The 24,045-nt window shown below is 30.8% G+C and carries 22 protein-coding genes; 11 read left to right on the top strand and 11 right to left on the bottom strand.

Translation table 11 applies throughout. From position 1 onward, the window contains the following. The first annotated feature begins 62 nt into the window (after window positions 1-62). On the top strand, window positions 63-620 hold the full coding sequence (locus GFV00_RS00535; protein WP_160556738.1) for a hypothetical protein: 558 nt from the start codon (window positions 63-65) through the stop codon (window positions 618-620). Window positions 621-754: 134 nt separating this feature from the next. Continuing rightward, complete coding sequence (locus tag GFV00_RS00530) at window positions 755-1,375, top strand: DUF4230 domain-containing protein (protein ID WP_160556739.1); 621 nt, start codon at window positions 755-757, stop codon at window positions 1,373-1,375. Window positions 1,376-1,450: 75 nt separating this feature from the next. Here GFV00_RS00530 and GFV00_RS00525 read toward each other — a convergent pair whose 3' ends face one another. From GFV00_RS00525 to GFV00_RS00510, 4 genes are all read right to left on the bottom strand, one after another. Then, window positions 1,451-2,701 (bottom strand): DUF1015 domain-containing protein, encoded by a 1,251-nt coding sequence (locus GFV00_RS00525; protein WP_160556740.1) that lies wholly within the window; start codon window positions 2,699-2,701, stop codon window positions 1,451-1,453. Between the two features lie 63 nt (window positions 2,702-2,764). Further along, complete coding sequence (locus tag GFV00_RS00520) at window positions 2,765-3,718, bottom strand: D-2-hydroxyacid dehydrogenase (RefSeq protein WP_160556741.1); 954 nt, start codon at window positions 3,716-3,718, stop codon at window positions 2,765-2,767. A 22-nt stretch (window positions 3,719-3,740) separates the two neighbouring features. Beyond that, window positions 3,741-4,805 carry a 3-phosphoserine/phosphohydroxythreonine transaminase gene (serC, locus tag GFV00_RS00515; RefSeq protein WP_160556742.1) on the bottom strand — a complete coding sequence of 355 codons (1,065 nt, stop codon included), beginning with the start codon at window positions 4,803-4,805 and terminating at the stop codon, window positions 3,741-3,743. A 61-nt stretch (window positions 4,806-4,866) separates the two neighbouring features. After that, window positions 4,867-5,217, bottom strand: a complete 351-nt coding sequence (locus GFV00_RS00510) for a 4Fe-4S dicluster domain-containing protein (RefSeq protein ID WP_105297776.1) — start codon at window positions 5,215-5,217, stop codon at window positions 4,867-4,869. A gap of 65 nt (window positions 5,218-5,282) precedes the next feature. Here GFV00_RS00510 and GFV00_RS00505 point away from each other — a divergent pair, with 65 nt between their 5' ends. The 8 genes from GFV00_RS00505 to GFV00_RS00470 all read left to right on the top strand — a co-directional run bounded on the left by GFV00_RS00505 (window position 5,283) and on the right by GFV00_RS00470 (window position 13,280). Continuing rightward, the gene (locus tag GFV00_RS00505) at window positions 5,283-6,317 is read left to right on the top strand and encodes an acyl-CoA reductase (protein WP_160556743.1); all 1,035 of its coding nucleotides are present in this window, start codon (window positions 5,283-5,285) and stop codon (window positions 6,315-6,317) included. 114 nt (window positions 6,318-6,431) lie between these two features. After that, a complete protein-coding gene (gene dapA / locus GFV00_RS00500) occupies window positions 6,432-7,319 on the top strand; it encodes a 4-hydroxy-tetrahydrodipicolinate synthase (protein WP_160556744.1) in 888 nt (295 codons plus the stop codon). Window positions 7,320-7,439: 120 nt separating this feature from the next. Continuing rightward, a complete protein-coding gene (locus GFV00_RS00495; protein ID WP_160556745.1) occupies window positions 7,440-8,321 on the top strand; it encodes an outer membrane protein assembly factor BamD in 882 nt (293 codons plus the stop codon). 21 nt (window positions 8,322-8,342) lie between these two features. Beyond that, entirely contained in the window at window positions 8,343-8,660 is a 318-nt protein-coding gene (locus tag GFV00_RS00490; protein ID WP_160543115.1) for a DNA-directed RNA polymerase subunit omega, read from the top strand. A 15-nt stretch (window positions 8,661-8,675) separates the two neighbouring features. Next, window positions 8,676-9,884, top strand: coding sequence for a bifunctional phosphopantothenoylcysteine decarboxylase/phosphopantothenate--cysteine ligase CoaBC (gene coaBC / locus GFV00_RS00485; RefSeq protein WP_160556746.1), 1,209 nt, complete (start codon window positions 8,676-8,678; stop codon window positions 9,882-9,884). 3 nt (window positions 9,885-9,887) lie between these two features. After that, window positions 9,888-10,796, top strand: coding sequence for a DUF4835 family protein (locus tag GFV00_RS00480; protein ID WP_160556747.1), 909 nt, complete (start codon window positions 9,888-9,890; stop codon window positions 10,794-10,796). Between the two features lie 6 nt (window positions 10,797-10,802). Further along, a complete protein-coding gene (gene recN, locus GFV00_RS00475; RefSeq protein ID WP_160556748.1) occupies window positions 10,803-12,455 on the top strand; it encodes a DNA repair protein RecN in 1,653 nt (550 codons plus the stop codon). A gap of 303 nt (window positions 12,456-12,758) precedes the next feature. Then, complete coding sequence (locus GFV00_RS00470) at window positions 12,759-13,280, top strand: NAD(P)H-dependent oxidoreductase (RefSeq protein WP_160556749.1); 522 nt, start codon at window positions 12,759-12,761, stop codon at window positions 13,278-13,280. A gap of 62 nt (window positions 13,281-13,342) precedes the next feature. Here GFV00_RS00470 and murC read toward each other — a convergent pair whose 3' ends face one another. From murC to rpe, 7 genes are all read right to left on the bottom strand, one after another. Beyond that, a complete protein-coding gene (gene murC / locus GFV00_RS00465) occupies window positions 13,343-14,689 on the bottom strand; it encodes a UDP-N-acetylmuramate--L-alanine ligase (protein WP_160556750.1) in 1,347 nt (448 codons plus the stop codon). Between the two features lie 86 nt (window positions 14,690-14,775). After that, the gene (locus GFV00_RS00460; RefSeq protein WP_160556751.1) at window positions 14,776-15,600 is read right to left on the bottom strand and encodes a 1-acyl-sn-glycerol-3-phosphate acyltransferase; all 825 of its coding nucleotides are present in this window, start codon (window positions 15,598-15,600) and stop codon (window positions 14,776-14,778) included. A 318-nt stretch (window positions 15,601-15,918) separates the two neighbouring features. Then, window positions 15,919-17,229 (bottom strand): S28 family serine protease, encoded by a 1,311-nt coding sequence (locus GFV00_RS00455; protein ID WP_160556752.1) that lies wholly within the window; start codon window positions 17,227-17,229, stop codon window positions 15,919-15,921. A 99-nt stretch (window positions 17,230-17,328) separates the two neighbouring features. After that, window positions 17,329-18,549 (bottom strand): 2-oxoglutarate dehydrogenase complex dihydrolipoyllysine-residue succinyltransferase, encoded by a 1,221-nt coding sequence (gene odhB / locus GFV00_RS00450; protein WP_160556753.1) that lies wholly within the window; start codon window positions 18,547-18,549, stop codon window positions 17,329-17,331. Window positions 18,550-18,577: 28 nt separating this feature from the next. Beyond that, window positions 18,578-21,340: a 2-oxoglutarate dehydrogenase E1 component gene (locus tag GFV00_RS00445; protein ID WP_160556754.1), complete on the bottom strand. Its 2,763-nt coding sequence runs from the start codon at window positions 21,338-21,340 to the stop codon at window positions 18,578-18,580. 316 nt (window positions 21,341-21,656) lie between these two features. Continuing rightward, the gene (locus tag GFV00_RS00440) at window positions 21,657-22,535 is read right to left on the bottom strand and encodes a diacylglycerol kinase family protein (RefSeq protein WP_160556755.1); all 879 of its coding nucleotides are present in this window, start codon (window positions 22,533-22,535) and stop codon (window positions 21,657-21,659) included. Between the two features lie 17 nt (window positions 22,536-22,552). Continuing rightward, window positions 22,553-23,206 (bottom strand): ribulose-phosphate 3-epimerase, encoded by a 654-nt coding sequence (rpe, locus tag GFV00_RS00435; RefSeq protein WP_160556756.1) that lies wholly within the window; start codon window positions 23,204-23,206, stop codon window positions 22,553-22,555. A gap of 131 nt (window positions 23,207-23,337) precedes the next feature. Between rpe and GFV00_RS00430 the strand changes: the two genes are divergently transcribed. Continuing rightward, the gene (locus GFV00_RS00430) at window positions 23,338-23,898 is read left to right on the top strand and encodes an AraC family transcriptional regulator (RefSeq protein WP_160556757.1); all 561 of its coding nucleotides are present in this window, start codon (window positions 23,338-23,340) and stop codon (window positions 23,896-23,898) included. The last annotated feature ends 147 nt before the right edge of the window (window positions 23,899-24,045 follow it).

Raw genomic sequence — 24,045 nt, 5'->3', positions numbered from 1 at the left:
TTTGAACTATTCTTTTTAAGATAATAGATGGAGATTTGTATATTTACCAAAATTATATTTATATGAAGTTAAAACAATCCCTTATTTTTATATTTATTTTAACTATACTTATAAGTTGTAGAACATCCGATAAAATGATTGTTAATAAAAAACTAACTGATTCCGAGGGCGAAACTATTTTATTTGGTCAAATAACTCGAGATGCTTTGAAACAATCCGATTTCAGTACATGGTATACGGACGAATATAATTCTTATGTTCCTGATCGTAATGTTATAAATAAAATAAAAAATAAAATAAAAATTTATAACATTGAAATATATTTTGGTACTTGGTGCAGTGACACTCATGAGCAACTTCCTCGATTTTTAAAAATCCTGGATGTAACCAATTATCCTCAAAGAAAATTAAAACTTTATGCTTTAAATCGTAAAAAAGAGAGTTTGTATGGCGAACAAAATCAAAAAAATATAGTTAGTATACCGACTTTTATACTCTATAAAGCCAATCACAACCCTAAACGTCGCGATATAGAAATTGGTAGAATAGTTGAATCTCCAAATGAATCCCTGGAATTAGATTTATACAAAATTCTTACAGGAAAAGAATTTAAACAATAGTATATTAATATACTATTGTTTAAATCGAACAAAAATTCTACATAAAAATTATTCCATTCATGCCTTAAATTGTTTTTTATTTTATTATCTTTTTGCATGATTTATGCACTATTATTAACACTAAAAAATATATAATGATAATCCTTAAATTTTTAAAAAAATATTTTATATCCATAGTATTTTTAATCTTAGGTTTATTACTATTTATATTTATTTTAAGACAATCGGGTAAAGAAAATGTAAAATCTGAAACCAGAATTATAAATCATGAAATTCAGCGTTTGAATAAAATGATTGTTATTGAACAAAATTATTCTTCATTTAAGACTAAAAAGTATAATAATTTTAATCCTAAATATTTTGATTTTCTAAATAAAAATATTGTATTGTACATTACTGCCATGGCTCAAGTAACGTATGATATGAAAAAGATGAAAATTGAGGTAGACTCAGCTCATAAAACAGTACATATTTTGTCAATACCCGATCCCGAATTACATGTATATCCCGATGTTGAAATTTATAATATGGAAACCGGTTTTTTAAATGATTTTTCAAAATCTGAACTTAATGAAGTAATGGAAGAAGGGAAAAAAGATATAACTAAAGAAGTTCAAAAATCTAATATACAATCTTTAGCTAAAAAACAGTTAATTTCCAATCTGAAAGAATTGTATAACATGGTAAAACTTAATAATTGGAAAATTATTGATGACTCCCCTTATGCCGGTCAAATACAATCAATGAAAGATTAATTGAGTTTGGATAATTACAAAATTTTATCCATCGACTCATGGATATGAATTTTGATTATAATAATTTATTATTATTTATTTCATGTTTACCATAATCATACCCGTAGGAAATTTAGGTTCAATATAGGTGATTTTATCGGGTAATTTTTCTCCTAATTCCAATACTTTTTGTAAGTCGGAAAATGAAGGAGGATAAAAACCAAATCCTATAGTAAAATCACCCTTATCTACTTCTTCTTTTATTTTTTTTATCCCTTCAATACCGTTGGAACCTTTTATATAAGATACTAAATTCATTTCTTGCTTGGAATCCTTTATATTAAAGATCTTTTCTAAGATAAAGGTATTAAATAAATACGTATCAATAGTACCTAATCCTTCCTTCATTCCCCTAAATTCGTGTTTAATGTATAAACCAAAAAACTCTCCGTCCATATACATGCTTATATGATGTTTATGTGAGGGAAAATAGGGTTCTTTGCCTTTATGATTAACAGTAAAATGTTCTTCCAGTTTTGAGAAAATATCTTTTTTTGATAAGCCGTTTAGTGATTTTATTAATCTATTATATTCTATAATTTTTAAGTTTTGACCTGAAACTAATAAAGATAATACTTGATGGTTTTGGTCAAATAAGAAATTTTTAGTTTTACTCTTATCTTTAATCTTTTCTGAGTGTTTTATAGCTCCCATCAACCGGTAATATCCATCGGCTAAATATAAAGAAGGCAAATTGGAAACAACGTCTTTAAATTGTGATAATTTTAATCGGTTATCTATTCTCCATAATCTATGTGAAACCTCCATTTCATCCTCAAAATGGATAAATGGTTTACTTTTCATTTCTAAATCCATTAATATCTCTATTTTGGAATTGGATTCATAACAAAGTAATATCGGATTAGTTTGCAAATAGGTGGTATCTAAAAATTGGGTAAATCCATTGACTTTTGTTTCATTAGTAGGCGAAGGTACTTTTATATTTTTTCCTTTAAAATCATCCACAGAGATTAATCCTATAACTCCTCTAAAGGTTTCTCCGGATTTTTTTTTCTGCTCATAAATATAAAATGAGGCAGGATCATGATCAAGCAAATTGTCTTTCACATAATCCTCATACCTTTTTCTTATCTTTTTTAAACGATTTTCCAAAGGACTTTCTCCTTTGAAAAAAATCGGTTTAATAAGATCGATATAAGAAGGAGTTTTGCCTCTTAGTTTCATTCTTATTTGCTCATCAGAATATATATCCGGCGAATACATGGGAAAATCTTTGATATCTTCCTCTTTAGCATGTATTCCTTTAAAAGGTTTAAAACTTAACATATAAGACCATTTAAGAACAATGTAAGAACTAAATAAAATTTTTAATGTATATTGTTTACAATACTATTTTTTTGCTAATTCAATAATTTGATCAGCTAATTCCATACCTACCCTTTCTTGAGCTTCTTTGGTATTTCCTCCTATATGTGGAGATAAAGATAGTTTAGGGTTCATTAATAAAGTAATTTCGGGTTTAGGTTCTTTTTCAAAAACATCTAATGCCGCTCCGAATATTTTATCTTCATTTAAGGCATTAATTAAGGCTACTTCATCGATAATCCCCCCTCTTGAAGCATTTACAATAATTGCATTTGGCTTCATTTTATTTAGTTCTGCTTCTCCAATTATATATTTATTTTGTTTAGGAATATGTACAGAAATAACATCAGAATTTTTAATGACTTCTTCCATAGGAACTGTGGATATTTCAAAATGAACTTGTTGACCGTCAAAGAAATCCAATGTAATTGTTTTAGTGATGTCATTTACATCAGAAACCAATATTTTCATTCCTAAACTCAATCCTATTTTGATAACTTCCACCCCGATTCGTCCGAAACCGATAACTCCTAAAGTTTTACCTCCAAGCTCCATAGCTCCTGAATAAGACTTTTTTAATGCTGCAAAATTCGTGTCTCCTTCTAAAGGCATGTTACGATTAGAATCTTGCAAATATCTGTATAGGCTAAACATATGTGCAAACACCAATTCTGCGACAGATCTGGAAGATGCAGCCGGAGTATTAATTACATGAATTCTTTTTTCTTTGGCATATTGTACATCTATATTGTCCATGCCTACTCCTCCTCTACCAATAATTTTTATTGACGGACACTGATCTATCAGTTCTTTTCGTACCTGAGTAGCACTTCTAACTAATAATACATCAATGTTGTTATCATTTATAAAGTTAGCTAATTGTTCTTGAGCTACTTTATGGTTTAAAACTTCATGTCCTTCTTTTTCTAAAAATTCGATCGCAGATAAAGAAATGCCATCGTTAGGTAATATTTTCATTGTAATACTATTAAATTAATTTTTAAGCGGTTTTTTCAAGTTCTTTCATAACATTAACTAACACTTGCACCCCCTCTAAAGGCATGGCATTGTAAATGCTGGCTCTGTATCCTCCTACTGTTCTGTATCCTCCCACACCTACAATATTTGCATCTTTCCACATTTGATCAAATCGGGCTTTATGTTTTTCTTCATCGTTCAAAAAGAAACATACATTCATAGGCGATCTGTCTTCTTTCACACAAACACCTCTAAATAACGGATTTCGATCGATTTCATTATATAACAATTCCGCCTTTTCTTTATTTTTTTTCTCAATGCCTCCTGTTCCTCCTTGTTTCTCCAACCAGCGTAAATTTAATAAGGTGGTGTACACTGCAAAAACGGGTGGAGTATTAGCCATGCTTTCTTTGGCAATATGAACTTCATAATCTAAATAAGAAGGTAAATTTCTTCCTGTTTTTCCCAATAATCTTTTATCTACAACAACCAGGGTAACTCCTGCCGGACCAAGATTTTTTTGAGCACCTGCATACAATACAGCAAATTTATTGTAATCGATATTCCTGCTTAAAATATCCGATGACATATCACATACTAAAGGTATATCAGTATCAGGAAATGTTTTTATTTCTGTTCCGTAAACCGTATTATTAGTGGTTATATGTAAATAATCAGCATCAGAGGGTACCACATAATCTTTAGGAATATAGGTATATTTATCTTGTTTAGATGAAGCAATAACTTCTATATTACCGATTTTTTCTGCTTCTTTAATTGCCATAGATGCAAAATTTCCGCTGTCAACATAAGCCGCTTTCGACTTAAGCAGATTATAGGGAACCATAGAAAATTGCAAACTGGCTCCTCCTTGTAAATATAAAACTTCATGATTATCATCCAACTTCATTAATTTCTTAGCTAGCGATCTAGCTTCTTCCATGATAGCTATAAAATCTTTACTTCTATGAGATATTTCAATTAAAGAGATCCCGTTATTATTAAAATCCAATACAGCCTGAGAGGCTTGTTGAATAACTTCTTCCGGTAAAGTAGAAGGTCCTGCACTAAAGTTATATTTTTTCATTATTTAATAAATATAATGTTTTTATCTTATTGAGAAATAAAGTAAATGCGTACAACTTCTTTTAAGAAGGATGTAAAAAATCTTTTTTAGCGTGTAGTTCTTCATTACTTTCAACATGAGCATCATCCGGAACACAACAATCGACAGGACATACAGCAGCACACTGGGGTTCTTCATGAAACCCTACGCATTCTGTACATTTGTCAGCAACTATATAATAAATATCGTCAGATATAGGTTTTTGAGGAGCATCCGCATCAATTGAAAGACCACTTTTCGTAACTACCATACCGGTTAAACCTGTTCCTTCAGACAGTTTCCAGTCTACAGCTCCTTCATATATTGCATTATTAGGACATTCCGGCTCACAAGCTCCACAATTTATACATTCATCCGTAATTTTTATAGCCATTATTTAATTTTAATTTACTTTTGTGCAAAATTATACAATTTTTTTCACATTTATCATAAGTAAAAATGAGTTTAAATCAAAGAATAAAGTCGTTAGCTGCCGTAAGAAATATTTTAGATCAATTTCTTACTAAAAACCGGGCGGAATCCCCAACATATTCCGAATTTAAAAATAGTATCTCTCTTGCTGAGATAAAAAACCCTTGGTTTACTGAAAACAGCATTCTTTCGGTTTTGACTTATTGGAATAATGTTCTTACTGAAGAAATACTAACCCAATGGTTATCTAACTATACAATAAAATCCGAAGAATCTAAAACAGTTGGATTGGTATTAGCGGGTAATATACCTATGGTTGGATTTCACGACTGTATCAGTACTTTGCTGGCAGGGCATCAGGCAAAAATAAAATTATCATCTAAAGACTCTGTTCTTATCCCTTTTATACTTAACTTATGGAAAGAATTTTGTGAAGAATTGGAATTTGAATGGGTAGATAAACTTCCTCCTTGTGATGCGGTTATTACTACCGGTACTACCAATACTGCCAGATATTTTGAATATTATTTTAAAGATATACCGCATATAATACGTAAAAATAGAACATCAATCGCTATACTTAATGGGAATGAATCGAAAGAAGATTTGCACGGCCTGGCTGATGATGTATTTTCTTATTTTGGTTTAGGATGCAGAAGTGTTACTCAACTTTTCATTCCTGAAAATTATGATATTAATAAACTCTTCAAAGTTTTTATTTCCTATCAAGATTGTATTAATCATACCAAATATTCGAATAATTACGATTATAACAAAGCGATTTATCTAATGAATCAAGAACTGTTTTGGGATAATAACTTTATACTATTGAAAGAATCTCGAAATTTATTTAGTCCTATAGGCACTCTATATTACAGTACGTATTCGGATGACTCAGAACTTGAAAAATTTATCTCTCAGCATGCCGATTCTCTACAATGCGTAGTGAGTGCCCAACCTTATCAACAATTTAAAACAGTAGCTCCCGGACAGGCTCAAAATCCTAAAATAGATGATTATGCAGATGGCGTTGATACTTTAGACTTCTTATCGAATTTGTAAGATGCTTATTTTTAAGGCCATAAAATAGTTATATCTATCATTCATTTTTTTACATATTTCAATAATTAATAGTATTTTTACTTTTTATAGTATAAAGACAAAAATGTTACTCTTATGAAATCATTACAAGGATTAGGTGTGGCTTTGATTACACCTTTTTGCGAAGATGGGACGGTTGATTTTCCATCCTTAGAAAAATTAGTAAATTACAATATTGAAGGCGGCACCAACTACCTAGTAATTTTGGGTACTACTGCCGAAAATGCTACTTTAAACTCAGAAGAAAAAAAACAGGTAATTGATTGCGTAAAAAAGAGTAACAACAAGAGATTACCTTTGGTTTTGGGTATAGGTGGAAATAATACGGCAGATATATTACATCAAGTTCGTACAACCGATCTGGAAGATTTTACGGCAATACTTTCCGTTTCTCCTTATTACAATAAACCTTCCCAAGAAGGAATTTACCTTCACTATAAAAGCATAGCAGAAAACAGCAACAAACCTATACTACTATATAATGTTCCCGGGAGAACCGGCTCTAACATTGAAGCTGGAACAACCCTACGATTAGCTCAAGACTGCTCAAATATTTTGGGAATTAAAGAAGCAAGCCCAAACTTTTTACAGTCCACACAAATTATTAAAGATAAACCATCTGATTTTATGGTGATTTCCGGAGATGATGAATTGGCTTTACCTATGGTATTAGCAGGAGGTTTGGGAGTTATATCTGTTTTAGGTCAAGCTCTTCCTCATGAAGTTTCTCAAATGATGCAACTGGCATTAGAAAGGAAAGTCGATGATGCGTATAAAATTCATTATAAAATTAAAAAACTGTTTGAACTTATCTTTGCTGAAGGTAACCCTTCCGGTATAAAAGCATTATTATCTCTTAAAGGAATTTGTAAACCCTATACACGTTTACCATTGACTCCTGCGTCTTCTAATCTCATTGAAAAAATAGAAAAAGAATTAGAAAACCTATCCATCTTAGCTTAAATTTTATTGCAATAAGGGTTTATCGACCTATTTATTAGCTGTTTACTTTTAGGTATCATTTATATCAATAAATGTTATTTATTTGTTTTAAATTATAAAAAGATGTAATTTTGTAGTTAGATGAAAAAAATACCTCTACTAGGTTTGTCATTTCTCCTTTTAATTAGTTGTGAGAGAAGATTAAATCAAGCTTTGAAAAGTACTGATAAAGACTTGATATTAAAGGTTGCTGAAGAATATGAACAAAGAAAAAAATATTCTCAAGCCATTAGCTTATACGAGTATGCAAACAAATTTATAGTAGGAACAGATGAAGCTCCTGAAGTTTCTTATCGAACAGCTTATTTGAATTACCTGGATAAAAACTACAGACTTGCGGCTCATCAGTTTAAAAATTTTGTAATGTCGTATCCTAAAGATACTAGAGCAGATGAAGCTGCATTTATGGCTGCTTATTGTTATTATGCAGACTCTCCTGATTATAATTTGGATCAAACGAATACTCGTGATGCGTTAAAAGAATTACAACTCTATATTGATACGTATCCAAACTCGGATAAGATTGCAGAATGCAACCGAATGATGGACGATTTGACAAGAAAGTTGGAAAAGAAAGCCTTTGAAAATGCTAAAACTTTATATAAAGTAACAGAATATAAAGCCGCAATTATTTCTTTTGATAATGTATTAAGCGATTTTCCGGATACTAAATTGCGTGAAGATATCTTAATTTATTCTTTAAGAGCAAAAACTGAATTAGCAGTTAATTCCATTCATAGATTGCAAAATGAACGAATCAATGATGCGGTTAATTCATATAACAACTTTTGCAAATTATTTCCAAAATCTGAATATTTGGACGAAGCTAAAAGATTGAATAATCGATTGGAAAATGCCAGAATTGTATATCAGAACAAAGAAAAAAGCATTAATGAAGCAAAAGATCAATCGGAAGATAAATTAAAATCAGCAGAAAAAGAGCGAAAAAATAAAATAAGTTAACTAATTATACACCATCAAAATATGAATTTAAAAGAATTAAATGCACCCAACACAACCATTACTTTCAACAGACAACAAATTGAGAGTAAAGTAGGTAACATTTATGAAGCCATAGTAATCATAGGTAAAAGAGCTGAACAAATCAATACCTTTATTAAAAATGATTTAAACCAAAAATTAGATGAATTTGCTTCTAATAGCGATTCTCTAGATGAAGTATTCGAAAACAGAGAACAAATCGAAGTTTCAAAATATTACGAAAGATTACCTAAACCAACGTTAATTGCCATTCAAGAATGGTTAGATAACGAAGTTTATTTTAGAAAAACAGACGCCTAATATCCATTTTTACAAATGTCGGTTTTAGAAGGGAAAAAGATCGTTTTAATTATTACAGGTGGCATAGCTGCTTATAAAACTGCTTCCCTTGTAAGGCTTTTCATGAAAAGAGGTTGTGAAGTGCAGGTAATTATGACCCCTAAGGCCCATAATTTTATTACTCCCTTAACTTTATCTACTCTTTCCAAAAAACCGGTATATACTCAATTTTTTGAAGGAAACACCGGAGAATGGAACAACCATGTAGATTTAGCTTTACATGCCGATTATTTAGTAGTAGCACCTGCTACCTCTAATACATTATCTAAAATGGCCAGTGCCGAAGCTGATAATCTGGCTTTAGCAACTTATTTGTCTGCAAAAAACACAGTCTTTTTTGCTCCTGCAATGGATTTGGATATGTACAAAAATCCATACAATCAGGAAAACATTAAGAAACTTCAACAAAAAGGAGATATTTTAATACCTCCAAATAAGGGCGAACTTGCCAGTGGATTGGAAGGTGAAGGAAGAATGGCAGAGCCGGAAGAAATTTTAGACTTTATTGAAAATTATATACGAAAAGAGTTAATTTTTTATAAAAAGAAACTATTGATTACTGCCGGTCCTACCTATGAACCTATTGATCCGGTACGTTTTATAGGCAATCATTCTTCAGGTAAAATGGGTTTTGAAATAGCTAAAGCAGCCGAGAAATTAGGGGCTGAAGTTACCTTAGTATCCGGTCCTACTTGTCAAAAACTTTCGCATTATTCTTCCATTAAAAGAATAGATGTTATGTCTTCTGAAGAAATGTATCAAAAAGTAACGGAACATTATCAGAATACAGATATTGTTATTATGGCCGCAGCTGTAGCCGATTATAGACCTGAAACTGTATCTAAAACGAAAATTAAGAAAAATGAAGAATCATTTTCTTTACCCTTATTAAAAAATAAAGATATACTTTTAGAGTTAGGTAAAACCAAAAGTAACCAATTTTTAGTGGGATTTGCTCTTGAAACGAATAATGAAGAAGAAAATGCTCTTACTAAATTGAACAAAAAGAATTTAAATATGATTGTTTTAAATTCTTTACAGGATAAAGGCGCAGGCTTTTCTTACGATACCAATAAAATAACTATTTTAGATAACAAGGGAGGTATAGAGTATTTTGATCTTCAAACCAAAGAAAAAGTTGCTGAAAATATTTTAAAATCTATTCATGAAAGAATTAAAACCTGATTTATGAAACATATATCTTTAATTACTCTATTGCTGTTTTTACCTTTGTTTGCTACTTGCCAACAATTATTGGCTGATGTTAATATTGATTACAGTAAAGTTCAAGGATCAAACAATCAAGTTTTTACTACCTTGAAAAAAGATTTAAAAGAATTTATCAACAATACGGATTGGGTTCAGGGTAAAAAATTATCTATGCAGGAACGAATTAAATGTTCGTTCGGAATCATTATTGAGGAAAGAATTTCAACAGATAAATTTAAAGCTACCTTATTAATTCAATCCAACAGACCGGTTTATAATTCTTCTTATATCACACCGGTGTTAAATTATCAAGATACCGATTTTACCTTTAATTATCTAGAATCCGAAAATTTAGTATTTAATGAATCCCGATTCAGCGGAAAAAATTTAACTGATGTTATTGCCTATTATATTTATATGATCTTAGGATATGACGCAGACACATTTTCACGATACGGAGGAAATGAATACTTTGATAAAGCTCAAAAAATTGCAGATAATTCCATCAATCAAGGATACAACGGGTGGAATACTTTTGACGGTCCTAGAACCCGAGGATCTCTTATTTCCGATCTTATAAATGATAAAGCAAAAATGTTAAGAAATATTTCTTATAATTATCATCGTTTAGGATTAGATGTAATGTCTTCTAATGAATTACAAGCTAAAACTCACATTGCTACTTATTTAATGAAATTAAATGAATATTCTTCCAATTATCAGTTTTATCCTTTAGATCTTTTCTTAACTGCAAAACGTGAAGAAATAGCCAATATATTTTCAGGCGGAACTCCGGTTACTTCAATAAACATTTCAGAATTGAAAACTCTGTTACAAAAAATCAATCCAATCAACAGTAACGAATACTGGAATAAAATTAAAAATTAGAAATTTATGCTATCTCATTTATCAATTCGTAATTATGCGTTGATAGATATCCTGGATATTGACTTTCCTTCCGGTATGATAACTGTTACAGGCGAAACCGGTGCCGGTAAATCCATAATTCTGGGAGCATTAAAATTAGTTTTAGGCGAGCGGGCAGATTACAAATCTTTGAAAAATGCTGATGAAAAATGCTTTGTTGAAGCGGAATTCACTCTTGATCGCGAACTATTTTCTGACTTTTTTATTCAAAATGAATTGGATTTCGATTCTATTACTATTATTAGAAGAGAAATTTTACCTTCAGGTAAATCTAGAGCATTTATTAATGATACTCCGGTTACCCTATCTGTATTACATTCGCTAACTGAAAAACTCATCGATATTCATTCTCAATTTGATACTTCGGATCTGATGAATGAAAAATATCAATTACATATATTGGATAATTATTCCGATGCAATTTCAGATTTGAAAGAGTATCAAAAAGCTTATCAAAAATACGTATTTGAAAATTCAAGGCTTACCTCGCTAAAGAAAAAATTACTTTCAGGTAATGAAGAAGTTGATTATAAAAACTATTTATTAGAAGAGTTAATTACGGCCCAGTTAGATTCCATCAATTTTGTTGAAATGGAAAATGAACTGAATTTGTTGAAAAATTCAGAATATTTAGCTCAAATCTTAACTGAAGTTAAACAAATCTTAGATAATGATGAAATAGGGATTTTAAATCAATTACGAGAAGTATCTTCGCGCATGGATAAAGGGTCGCAGTATTCAACGGATTTAATGAAATTATCTGAAAGAATCAGCAGCGTTAAGTTGGAATTACAAGATATATCAGCAGAATCCGAGTTTTTCCTTGAAAAATTAGACTTTAGTCCGCTGCGTTATGAAGAACTTACTCAAAAAGTTGATTTAATTCATTCTTTATATGCGAAGCATAAAGTAACCACTATAGAGGAATTAAAACAAATTAGAGAGTCTTTATCTAAAGATACCTCTGATTTGATGAATTTGGAAAATCAAATCCAAGCCTGTCAAGATACTATAAAAACACTTTCTTCAGAACTTACTAAATGGGCTCAGGATCTTCATACTAAAAGAAAGACACATGTTCCTGAATTAGAAAACAAAATACTCACTATTCTTTCACATTTAGGAATGGAAAAATCTAAAATTGAAATTTCCATACAAAAAACAGATCAATTTACTGCAAACGGTACAGATATCGTCAATATTTTATTTTCCGCTAATGCCGGCATGTCCTTACAGCCTATAGCTAAAGCCATATCGGGAGGTGAACGATCACGCGTAATGTTAGCAATAAAAAAAATTATGTCTGAGAAAGAAGCATTACCTACTTTAATTCTTGATGAAATTGATACGGGGGTTTCAGGACGTATTGCTAATGAAATGGGAAAATTAATGCAGCAAATGGCTTCAACCATGCAATTAATTGCCATTACTCATTTGCCTCAAGTCGCAGCAAAAGGAAACAGTCAATTTAAGGTCGAAAAAACGGAAAAATCGGGGGAAACACAAACTCAAATACGTTTACTGAATCATGAGGAAAGGATTGAGGAAATTGCTCAGTTAATAAGCGGTTCTGATATTACAGAAAACGCAAGAAAACAAGCTATTGAATTATTGAAATAATTTCAAGTTTTTTAGTCACATTTTGAATTAATCCTTACTTACTAAAAATATAGTCTGATTTCCTTTTTTATTCAAAAGTTTAAAATATACACTATTTTAAGTATAATCATTTATACTTCTTTATTTTTCATATTATATTTATTTATATTGGTTAAGTACTAATAATTATTGAAATCTAAATTATTCATCTATTTATTTTTTAGCAAATATTGATTCATAATTATATTAAATTTGATTACAAATTAGTACATTTACAATAATTACAATATATAATTTACAAAAACTATAATCAAATTAAAAAAGATGAAAACATTAATTATCAATGGTCACCCAAATTTAAATCAATCGATTATTCATAAAAGATGGTCCGAAGAATTAAAAAAATATCCGAAAGATTTTACAATTCATAATCTTTGCTATGAATATCCGGATTATAAAATTGATGTTCAAAAAGAACAAAAGTTAATTGAAAAACATGAAAACTTAATTTTACAATATCCAATATATTGGTTTAATGTACCCGGTTTAATAAAACGTTGGATCGATGAGGTATTTACTTATGGCTGGGCATATGGATCTAAAGGAGATAAATTAAAAGATAAAAAAATTGCATTAGCATTGTCTGCCGGTATAAGTGAAGACGATCTTAAAGATAATAAAAATCTGAATTTGGAAGATTTAATTTTACCTATTAAACTCACGGCAGCCTATGTTAATTCAAATTTTAGGGGATATTATATGTTATATAATTCTTATTATGCAGCCGATAATGGTACTTTGGATAAAAGCATAGATGAATATTTATCCTTTATAAAAAACTTATAATATTCATTGTATAAAAAAATCTTTCCGAAAGAAAGATTTTTATGAGTTAGTGAATCTTGTTTTTATTTAAAAATTGAGTCCAAATTGATTCCACCGTAATTTCCGGAACTCATCATTAAAAAAATACTGTTATTTTTATCGATTTCTTTTAAATAATTCTCTAGTAAAACAGGATCTGTAAAGACTTGTAAATTATTTTTTTCGAAAGAATTTATAATCAGTTCTTTTGAAATTGGTTCCATCCTTTTGATTTTTAAAGCATCTTCACTATAAAAAACAAGTGCCTCATCAGCTTTGTCTAATGTGTTTTTGTATTGTTTTAAAAATTCAGGGTTTAGTGAACTATATGTATGGAGTTCTAAACAAGCTACCAGTCGTTTATTGGAAAAATTTTCTTTAACCGCTTTGACCGTTGCCATTACTTTAGAAGGTGCATGTGCAAAATCTTTATATACTATATATTCATTTGTTTCGTATATTTTTTCCAATCTTCGTGAAGCACCTTTAAATGATAGTATTGCTTCATAAAACGCATCATTTTGTATACCTATTTGATTACAAACCAATCGTGCACCTTCTAAATTCAAAAGGTTATGTCTACCAAATAACGACAATTGTAATTCTCCTTCAGAAGTTTGAAGATATACTTTTTCATCTTTAATTACATAATTGGGTGTATGATAAGGAAACTTTTTCAGATAGTTACTCGATTGTTCTGCTACCTCTACAACTTCTTTATCTTCTTCATTATAAATTAAAGCACCTCCTTGACTTATCGTATTTACAAAATTTAGGAAGGGCTGCTTATAAGACTCAAAAGTTGGAAACACATTGATATGATCCCAGGCGATCCCGCTGAGTAAAGCTATATTAGGTTGGTACAAAAGAAATTTTGAACGTAAATCGATCGGTGAAGATAAATATTCATCCCCTTCTAAAATCATAAATTCATTAGTATCTGTGAGCTTCACCATGGTATCAAATCCTTCCAACTGAGCACCAACCATATAATCAACATCTACCTGATGATACTTAAGTACATGAAGAACCATAGAGGTTATCGTGGTTTTACCATGAGAACCTGCGATAACTACTCGGGTTTTATTTTTAGATTGTTCGTATAAAAATTCAGGATATGAATAAATTTTTAAATTTAATTCTTTTGCTTTTTGAAGTTCGGGATTATCTGAATGTGCATGCATTCCCAAAATTACTGCATCTATATCCGGAGTAATCTTGTCGGGAAACCACCCCAATGAATTGGGTGCTATACCTTGTTTTTTTAATCTTGAGAGGGAGGGTTCAAAAATTGCATCATCAGAACCTGTAACAGTGTAGCCTTTTTGAGCCAAGGCCAAAGCCAAATTATGCATGGCACTTCCACCTATCGCTATAAAATGTATTTTCATTTACCGATATTTTTCAGAACAAAGATACTTTTTTAAACTAAAAAAGACAGCTAAATACGACTGCCTTTTTTTATCTCTGTAAGAAATTATAGTTCAAAAAATGATCGGGTCTTTTCTTCTTCCCTTTCTGCTTCCAGTTCCTCTACCGATTTAACTTTTAAAAAACTTGGATCTTGTTCTATAGCTATCATGATTTTAGCTAAAATTTCATTTGAATCTTCGTTCTCATAATCGATGTCTAAAGGAGCTTTAAATGTCATTTTGGGTTCAACCCCCCTTTTTTTAACGAGTAAGCCTTTACGATCAAAAGCTCTTCTGAATCCATCGATTACAACAGGTATTACAATGGGTTTATTTTTTTTGATAATTTTTGCCGCTCCTCTTCGACCGGGTGACCAAGGAGTTACTGTACCTTGTGGAAAGGTAACTACCCATCCGCTATCCAATGCATGCAAAATATTATCTATTTCATTCATATCAACTTTTCGATTGACATCTTTTCCTGCATCTCTCCAAGTTCTTTTAACAGTAATTGCTCCTGCTAAAGAAAATAATTTGGCTAATAACCCCTTATTCATGGTTTCTTTTGCCGCCACATAATATAAATCTACTTTCGGATCTAAAAGATAAACAGGATTTTTAATGGTGTCAATATATCCGTGCTTTACGGCACAAAATACATGATACATGGCAAATACATCCGCAAAATAGGTTTGATGATTGGATACGAACAATACATTGGTATCGGGAAGCTTTAACAGGTTTTCAGTTCCTTTAAGCTTTAATTTATTAAATCCGTTGAATCTATTATATGATATAACCCCAAAGGTGAATATAAGAAATCTTTTTAAGATAAACCAATGGCCAAACGCATCTCTAAATATTCTATTCTTCTTCTTTCCTTTTTCCATTTTTACACCCAGGTTTTAAAATTGTAAATTTATTACTTTTAAATTTATAATTAATTCAATCCGTATTATTAGTACATTAATGATTACACAAAATTATAATTTATATATAGAATTCTTGTTAATTAAATATTAATTAAAACGAAAGTATTTTTAATTAATCCTATATTTATCTTTATTTTTATTAAAAAAAAGAAATATACTACAATTAAATCATTTAAATACAAATTCTATTCCAAGATAAAATAAAAATTTAAATTTAGTTTCCTATTTATATTTTAATAAATTTATTAGTTACTTCTTTTTAAAAATATAAAATTATTAATTCAATAAATTATAATTAGGCCTAATCCCTATCCACTGATATAAGGTATCGCTCAACTGATTTCTCATCACTTGATCCATGTTTGCGATTCTTGCTGAAGCATGGTTTGCTCCGGGAAGTTCCAATTTAAGGGAATTAGTTTTTAAAGAAGGGATAACTTTGGTAGCGCTCCATGTGTCCAATTCCCCATAAATATATATAAAATTAGTACCCTGAGTATCTAACCATTTTTCTAATTTTTTAGTGAGTTTCGGACTATACGTGATTTTTCCTGCTTCTTTAGGAGGAAATGTTGCTAAAGGATTTTCAGTAAAATAATTTAAATAATTTTTAAATGGTGAAATATCATATCCGTAATATCCCATTTCTAAGGCTGCTTGATAATAATGTGGCGCATATTGCTTAATTTCCTGATCACTAAAAAAACTTATATCAACGGCTTTTATAAGATAATCCACTCCCTTCGCAACCTCGTTTGACTGAGGAATGGAATCACAAGAATATCCCCATTGCCAAAATGAAAAAGGATATTCCAATACCGTATATTCAAAAGCTTTGCCTAGGGATCCCAAATATTTATAGGTAAGACCTTTTATATCAGAATAGGCTTGTACATATTTTAAGGCTTCCTTTTCATTTTTCAGCATAAACAGTTGAAAATCTTTAATTTCCTTTCTGCAAGTTTCCGATCCCACCGAGCTTAAAAAACTATATATTCGCGAATCTTCCAAAGAATAATTTATCGGGGCCACATACGGCAGGGAGGCATCAACATCTTCAGGAAAAAAATATCGATAATATATAGTTGTTTGTCCTCCTTTGCTTATACCTGTACTGATCCATTTTTTACCGTATATTTTTTTAAAAATAGTATTTATATGGTGTAAATCATGAGCTGCATTATAAAGAGTCAAATATTTCCAGTTAAATATTGAAGAGTCGGGTATTGAAGTTCCAAAATATCGATGTTCAATATTTAAATCGTTAGAATTTAAGATTTGCTGCAATTCATTTTTAACATCATACATCCCATACCCTTGCGTTTCCATGAGCATAGGCCGATCAAAGCCTGTATGAGTCAAAATGACTTGTTGATTAAAATAACCGGCATAGGTATTCGACCAATCTAAAGGTTGTTTAATTTGTAACTTAAATTGTAAAGGTCCTCCTTTATAAGTTTCAATCCTTTCATAAGTTATATCTTGTTGTTTCGAAAGAAATTCTTCCAGTTTTTTTCTGTCTGACTCTTGAGCTGATAAAATAAGAAACGAAAATAATAGAGTAAAGATAAAGAGTATTCTTTTCATATTAAAATATTATATATGCTTTATTTTATAGATTTAATCTTAGTATAAAAACGTTTTTGGTTCATAAAAAAAAACCGCTATAAGCGGTTGTATAGATTTTTATAATTCTAATGCTTTATTTATGTTATTATTCATCAATAGTTCCAATGGATTTTCAAGTGCTTCTTTCACAGCCACTAAAAAGCTAACCGATTCTTTACCATCGATAATTCTATGATCATAAGAAAGGGCAACATACATCATGGGAGCAATAACAATTTGTTTATTTTTTGCGATGGGCCGCTCAATTATGTTGTGCATTCCAAGAATTGCACTTTGTGGTGGATTGATGATCGGGGTAGATAACATAGAACCAAAAACTCCTCCATTGGTAATGGTAAATGTTCCTCCGGTCATTTCATCCACGGTAATTCTTCCGTCTCTCACTTTTTCCGCAAGGGTCTTTATATTTAGCTCTACTCCTCTAAATGTCATGGTTTCCGCATTTCTAAGTACAGGAACCATTAATCCTTTAGGTCCGGACACAGCTATGCTTATGTCTTGAAAATCATAGGTTATTTTATTCTCACCGTCAATCATAGAGTTAACATCGGGAAACAGTTGCAATGCTCTTACAACAGCAAGGGTAAAAAAAGACATAAATCCTAAATTCACATTGTGTTTATTTTTAAATGCCTCTTTATATTCATTCCTTATACGATAAATTTCACTCATGTCCACTTCATTAAAAGTAGTTAACATGGCGGTTAGATTTTTTACGGTTACCAATCTTTCGGCTACTTTTCTTCTAAGCGCCGATAATTTAACTGATTGGTACGTTCTGACTCCATTTCCTGTAGAATTACCAAGAGATGGAACTGCTTGTAAGGCATCTTTTTTTGTTATTCTTCCATTTTTTCCCGTTCCTTGAATCTCTTCGGGAGATATATTTTTTTCTTTAACTATTTTTCTGGCTGCGGGTGAACAAGTTCCTTTTACATATGAATCGGCGGGTCTTTCTTGAGAATTTTCCGATGTATGAGTAGAAACAGTTGTTTCTGCTTCGTTGGTTACTATTTCTTCTTTATCATGAATTGGATTTACAGCATCCGTGTCAATTAAACATATAATATGTCCTACCTGAACTGTATCTCCCTCTTGAGCTTTCAAAGATATTTTGCCGGAAGCTTCTGCCGGAAGGTCTAAAGTGGCTTTATCGCTGTCTATTTCCGCAATAGCCTGATCTTTTACAACATAATCTCCCTCTTTAACCAACCAGGTTGAAATTTCTACTTCTGTTATTGATTCCCCGGGAGAGGGAACTTTCATTTCAAGTATCATAAGTTCAAATATTTTATTTTTTAATGGTTTATTTTATATTTTCAAACACAGAATTGATTAATTTTTTTTGTATTTTATCGTATCGTTTGTGTGAGCCCGGTGAAGGAGAACCGCTTTCGGAGGTATAAATTCCTTCAATATTGAATTTTCTAAATTCTTTGAGTATGTACCACCACGCTCCCATATTTTCGGGTTCTTCTTGTGCCCAAATTAACTCTTTTTGAAAAGAATATTTTTGTAATATTTGTTGGATTTTATCCCAATGTAAAGGATAGAGTTGTTCTATACGTACCAATGCCACTCGTTCCTCTTTTAGTTCTTCTCTTTTCTTATCCAATTCATAGAATAATTTACCTGAACATAAAACGACACGAGTTATTTTTTCTATCTTAGTTGCTTTTGAATCATCGATTACCTCTTCAAAGGCACCTTCTGCTAATTCTTCCAGGGTAGACACTACTTGAGGATGTCTTAGTAAACTTTTAGGAGAAAAAACAATCAACGGTTTCCTATAATCAGTTTTCAATTGTCGCCTTAAAGAATGAAATAAATTCGACGGAGTAGTTGCATTTACTACATACATATTTCCATTGGCACAAAGAGATAAGAATCGTTCGATCCTCGCCGAAGAATGTTCTGCTCCTTGTCCTTCAAAACCATGCGGAAGCAACATAACCAATCCGTTTTGCATTTTCCATTTATCTTCAGCTGCAGAAATATATTGATCAATTACAATTTGTGCTCCGTTGGCAAAATCTCCAAATTGGGCCTCCCAAATTGTAAGCGAGAAAGGAGAAGTCATGGCATATCCATATTCAAATCCTAAAACTCCATATTCTGACAGCAAGGAATTATAAACATAGAATTTAGCTTTGGTATTCAAGCTGTTTAATAAGATGATTTCTTCTTCTGTGTCTTCCGTTTTAATCACTGCATGACGGTGTGAAAAAGTTCCTCGTTCAACATCCTCTCCGGATAATCGGACATGATGTCCTTCCGTTAACAGCGAACCGTAAGCCAATAATTCTGCCATCCCCCAATCTATGGTTTGGGTAACATCAATCATATCCCGCCTTTGTTTCAATAAACGTTTGGTTTTATTAAAGAGGTTTTTTCCTTCCGGTATTTCCGTAATTTGATGGGCTATGGTACGCAAGTTTTCCAATGGAAAAGTTGTATCTATGGGTGTTAAAAGCTCGGCAGCTCCTACTCTTTCAAAATCTTTCCATTCTTGCTGCATGAATAATTCAACGGTCGCTTGTTCCATTTCTTTGGAATCTTCCAAATTTTTATCCAGTAACTTTCTGTATTCTTCGTCATCGTCAGCCACCATTTTTTGCGTAATGATATCATCTTTTTCAAGTTTTGCTCGATATATTTCTCTGGGATTCGGATGATTTTCAATTATTTTATATAATTGAGGCTGTGTAAAACGAGGTTCATCGCCCTCATTATGTCCATATTTTCTATAACCTAAAAGGTCAATAAAAACATCTTTATTAAAGGTATTTCTGTAATCCGAAGCAAATCGTACTGCATGGATAACTGCTTCTGCATCATCTGCATTTACATGCAATACCGGACATAAAACCGTTTTAGCTATGTCTGTACAGTAGGTGCTGGAACGTGCGTCTAAATAGTTGGTAGTAAATCCTACCTGATTATTAATTACAATATGTATGGTTCCTCCGGTTTTATAGCCGTCTAAGTTCATCATTTGAATTACTTCATATACGATTCCTTGAGCGGCAATGGCTGCATCTCCATGGATAAGTATAGGCATGACCTTACCGTAATCTTCTTGATATTCGTAATCTGTTTTTGCTCTCGCAATTCCTTCCACTATGGCATCAACGGTTTCCAAATGCGACGGGTTGGGAGCTAAACTTATTTTAACGGTTTTACCTTTTTTAGTTTTATAATTATTACAAGATCCTAAATGATATTTTACATCTCCTGAAAAAATGGTTTCTGAATAATCTTTCCCCTCAAACTCATTAAATATTTGCGAATACGATTTATTAAATATATTAGCTAAAACATTCAATCTCCCTCTGTGGGCCATTCCGATAACGATTTCTTCCACTCCCAGATCTGAGGAATGGTTAATTATTTCATCTAAAGCGGGAATTAAAGTCTCTCCTCCTTCTAATGAAAATCTTTTTTGACCGACAAATTTCGTATGTAAAAAATTTTCAAAGGCAACGGCATGTGAAAGCTTTTTTAATATTCTTTTCTTTTCTTCTACATTTAATACGGGCTGATTAAAATTTTTCTTTATCCAATTTTGAATCCAACGGATTTCTTCGGGTTTTCTAATATATATGTATTCAATTCCAATGGAACTGCAATATTCTTTATTAAGTATATCTATTATTTCTTTTAAAGTATATTCTCCTTCAATTCCTATAATTTTACCGTTGACAGGTACGGATAAATCTGACTCGCTAAGTCCGAAATTTTCTATGCTTAAATCGGGGGTATAGGTTCTTCTTTGCCTGACCGGATTGGTTTTAGTAAATAAATGCCCTCTTGTTCGATACCCGTTTATTAAATTTATTATCTTAAATTCTCTTATGATATCTTCAGAAATTCCTTTTGCATTTGAAAAGTCCTTTTCACTATATTGATTATATTCTGATGTTTCATTGTAGGATTTTCTGGCAAAATCAAATCCTTGAAAAAAGCTTCTCCAGCTGGGTTCTATGCTATCAGGAAATTTCAAATATTTTTGATACAATTCATCTATGTATTCTGAATTGATTGCATTTAAAAATGAAAATTGGTCCATTTTATTTTTTGCTTTAACGGGTATATTTTATTTACTGTATAGGTTCAAATCTACTGATTTTGATAATATCTTCAAAGTAAATATTTTTTATATTATAAATTTATTGGTAGCAAGTGATCAATTATTTTTTGAAAATAAGATTTTTATTTTTAGTTTGTATGTGCTTTGATACATTAATTTTCTATATAAATTCCTCATTAACTATCCTATTCATACAAATTTTAGTTATGCTATAATTTTAACATTTCTAGAATTTATCTATATTTTAGAAATAACTTTAAGCGATTTAAAGAATATTAATTTATAGGTTATATATTTAAGCTATTAAAACTTTAAGTGATTGAGGTAATAAGGAAACTGTTAGTTTTTTAGCATTGGTGGGTATATATTCTCCATCAATTTGTAAATATTTTCCATCAAATTCAATTTCTAATTGATTGGATTTAAAAAATATTTTCTTCTTACTTCCGAAATTAGTATTAAATAAATATCCCATACCGATTAAACCAAATGCTCCCCAGGAACATTCAGCTATCAGATTAACATCAAATTTACCGTCCTGCAAAGAAGCTTTTGGCGAAATGGAAAACCCGTATCCTAAGCAATTACTGTTAGAGATATTCAGCATCATGGCTTTTCCCTTAAAGTTTTTCGTTTCTGAATGCATATCAATCTGAATAGGCTTATATTTAAAAACACTTGCGATAGCACTTTTAACATATCCTGCTAATTGTCTTTTCTTTTGATGAGCATATTCTTTCACAGTATGAGCATCAAAGCCTATACCTGCATTACTAAAGAAATATATATTATTAATCTTTCCACAATCAATTTTTTTACTAGTATGTTGGGAAGTTTTCAACGATTGTAATGCTTCTTCATAAGTAAGAGGAATATGTAAATGTCTGGCCAATCCATTTCCGGAACCTATAGGAACGATTGCTAAGGGGATTTCTTTATTAAGTAAGGCAGTAGCTACTTCATTAAGTGTTCCGTCACCTCCACAACTTACAATAATGTCGGCTCCTTCTTTAATGGATTGCAATGCAAATTTATATCCATCATCTTTTTTTCTTGTTACTTTGATTTCTTTATCATAGTCTGCAAAAAGTTCTTCTATCCTATTTTTTACTTTCTTACCTAATCCTTTACCTGAAATAGGATTAACTATAAAATGAATTTTTTTGTCTTTCATTTTAATGGGTTATGAACTTAGTTGGTACTATTTTTTAAATCTTTGATCATTTGTATGGGATCTTTCGCATTGAAAATGCTACTTCCGGCAACCAAAACATCAACTCCGACATCAGATAGCTTTTTAGCATTTTCCAGACTGACTCCCCCGTCAACTTGTATTAATGCTTGTGAATTTTTTTGAATAATTAAATCCTTACAAGAGGCTATTTTTTTATATGAGTTTTCAATAAATTTTTGTCCTCCAAACCCGGGATTTACAGTCATTACTAACACTAAATCCAAATCTTGGATAGTATCATCCAATAAATTTATATTGGTATGCGGATTTAAGGCCACTCCGGCTTTCATACCTAAATTTTTAATTTCCTGAATAGTCCGGTGTAAATGGATACAGGCTTCATAATGAACCGTAATATAATCTATACCTAAATTTTTAAAAGTTTGAAAATATTGACTCGGATTTACAATCATTAAATGAGCATCTTTGATTTTTTTAGCTTTTTTATTAACAGCTTCTAAAACCGGAAATCCGAAAGAAATATTAGGGACAAATACTCCATCCATAATATCTATATGAAACCAATCGGCTTCGCTCGAATTGATCATTTCTATATCCTTATCTAAATTCCCAAAGTTTGCCGAAAGGATGGAAGGTGCTAGTAGTGCCATTTTTTTTATACAAATTTATAAAAAACTATTTACTAATCTATATTGAAATTTAGCCGAAAAAATGATTGTGACTTACTATCCATCACTTTACAGGAAGAATTTAGGCATTACATTTGTATAAAATTTCACTTATGAATTTATATATTAAAAATATGGTTTGTGATCGCTGTATTTTTGCGGTTGAGGAAATTTTAAAAGAAATTCATATTAAGCCGGTTACTGTTAGGCTTGGGATGGTTATTTTAAATGAGGAATTGAGCAAAGAAAAGGAGCATATTTTTAGTGATAAATTAGAAAAGCTGGGCTTCGAGCTTATTAGTGATTCTAATCAAAAAATAATTGAAAAGATCAAATCTCTGTTAATTTCACAGATTCGAGAACATACAGCACCATCGATAACTTATTCTGAATTTTTATCCCAAAAAATAAACAAAGACTATTCCTATTTAAGCAAACTTTTTTCTTCTTCTGAAGGCATTACCATTGAACATTATATCATTCTTCAAAAAATTGAAACCGTAAAAGAATTATTGTCTTATGATGAATTGAATTTATCGGAAATCTCTTATAAACTGGGATACAGCAGTGTAGCTCACCTTTCTGCGCAATTTAAAAAAGTAACCGGACTAACACCCTCTCAATTTAAAGCTCAAAAAATAAAAACAAGAAAAAGTATAGATAAAATAATATAATATTTCCCATTTATTATTATATATTAATTTATTTATTCAAATATTATATTATTTTAACATATAAATATAAAATGATTTACTAAAGTTTATGTTTATAAGATATTAAATTTATGATATTTATCTATTTTTATTCAATTTCATATAAAA

The sequence above is a fragment of the Apibacter sp. B3935 genome (genome assembly GCF_009827705.1).
Lineage (GTDB): Bacteria > Bacteroidota > Bacteroidia > Flavobacteriales > Weeksellaceae > Apibacter.
Note: the sequence above shows the minus strand (reverse complement) of the source record. Positions and strands in the feature narration are given on the sequence as shown.

Bases quoted from the DNA above. Each gene is read 5' to 3' on its own strand.
- dapA (WP_160556744.1), top strand. From the start codon at position 6,432: ATGAAATCATTACAAGGATTAGGTGTGGCTTTGATTACACCTTTTTGC.
- serC (WP_160556742.1), bottom strand. From the start codon at position 4,805: ATGAAAAAATATAACTTTAGTGCAGGACCTTCTACTTTACCGGAAGAA.
- recN (WP_160556748.1), top strand. From the start codon at position 10,803: ATGCTATCTCATTTATCAATTCGTAATTATGCGTTGATAGATATCCTG.
- murC (WP_160556750.1), bottom strand. From the start codon at position 14,689: ATGAAAATACATTTTATAGCGATAGGTGGAAGTGCCATGCATAATTTG.
- coaBC (WP_160556746.1), top strand. From the start codon at position 8,676: ATGTCGGTTTTAGAAGGGAAAAAGATCGTTTTAATTATTACAGGTGGC.
- GFV00_RS00455 (WP_160556752.1), bottom strand. From the start codon at position 17,229: ATGAAAAGAATACTCTTTATCTTTACTCTATTATTTTCGTTTCTTATT.
- GFV00_RS00495 (WP_160556745.1), top strand. From the start codon at position 7,440: ATGAAAAAAATACCTCTACTAGGTTTGTCATTTCTCCTTTTAATTAGT.
- GFV00_RS00470 (WP_160556749.1), top strand. From the start codon at position 12,759: ATGAAAACATTAATTATCAATGGTCACCCAAATTTAAATCAATCGATT.
- GFV00_RS00445 (WP_160556754.1), bottom strand. From the start codon at position 21,340: ATGGACCAATTTTCATTTTTAAATGCAATCAATTCAGAATACATAGAT.
- odhB (WP_160556753.1), bottom strand. From the start codon at position 18,549: ATGATACTTGAAATGAAAGTTCCCTCTCCCGGGGAATCAATAACAGAA.
- rpe (WP_160556756.1), bottom strand. From the start codon at position 23,206: ATGGCACTACTAGCACCTTCCATCCTTTCGGCAAACTTTGGGAATTTA.
- GFV00_RS00430 (WP_160556757.1), top strand. From the start codon at position 23,338: ATGAATTTATATATTAAAAATATGGTTTGTGATCGCTGTATTTTTGCG.
- GFV00_RS00530 (WP_160556739.1), top strand. From the start codon at position 755: ATGATAATCCTTAAATTTTTAAAAAAATATTTTATATCCATAGTATTT.
- GFV00_RS00520 (WP_160556741.1), bottom strand. From the start codon at position 3,718: ATGAAAATATTACCTAACGATGGCATTTCTTTATCTGCGATCGAATTT.
- GFV00_RS00480 (WP_160556747.1), top strand. From the start codon at position 9,888: ATGAAACATATATCTTTAATTACTCTATTGCTGTTTTTACCTTTGTTT.
- GFV00_RS00510 (WP_105297776.1), bottom strand. From the start codon at position 5,217: ATGGCTATAAAAATTACGGATGAATGTATAAATTGTGGAGCTTGTGAG.
- GFV00_RS00505 (WP_160556743.1), top strand. From the start codon at position 5,283: ATGAGTTTAAATCAAAGAATAAAGTCGTTAGCTGCCGTAAGAAATATT.
- GFV00_RS00535 (WP_160556738.1), top strand. From the start codon at position 63: ATGAAGTTAAAACAATCCCTTATTTTTATATTTATTTTAACTATACTT.
- GFV00_RS00490 (WP_160543115.1), top strand. From the start codon at position 8,343: ATGAATTTAAAAGAATTAAATGCACCCAACACAACCATTACTTTCAAC.
- GFV00_RS00460 (WP_160556751.1), bottom strand. From the start codon at position 15,600: ATGGAAAAAGGAAAGAAGAAGAATAGAATATTTAGAGATGCGTTTGGC.
- GFV00_RS00525 (WP_160556740.1), bottom strand. From the start codon at position 2,701: ATGTTAAGTTTTAAACCTTTTAAAGGAATACATGCTAAAGAGGAAGAT.
- GFV00_RS00440 (WP_160556755.1), bottom strand. From the start codon at position 22,535: ATGAAAGACAAAAAAATTCATTTTATAGTTAATCCTATTTCAGGTAAA.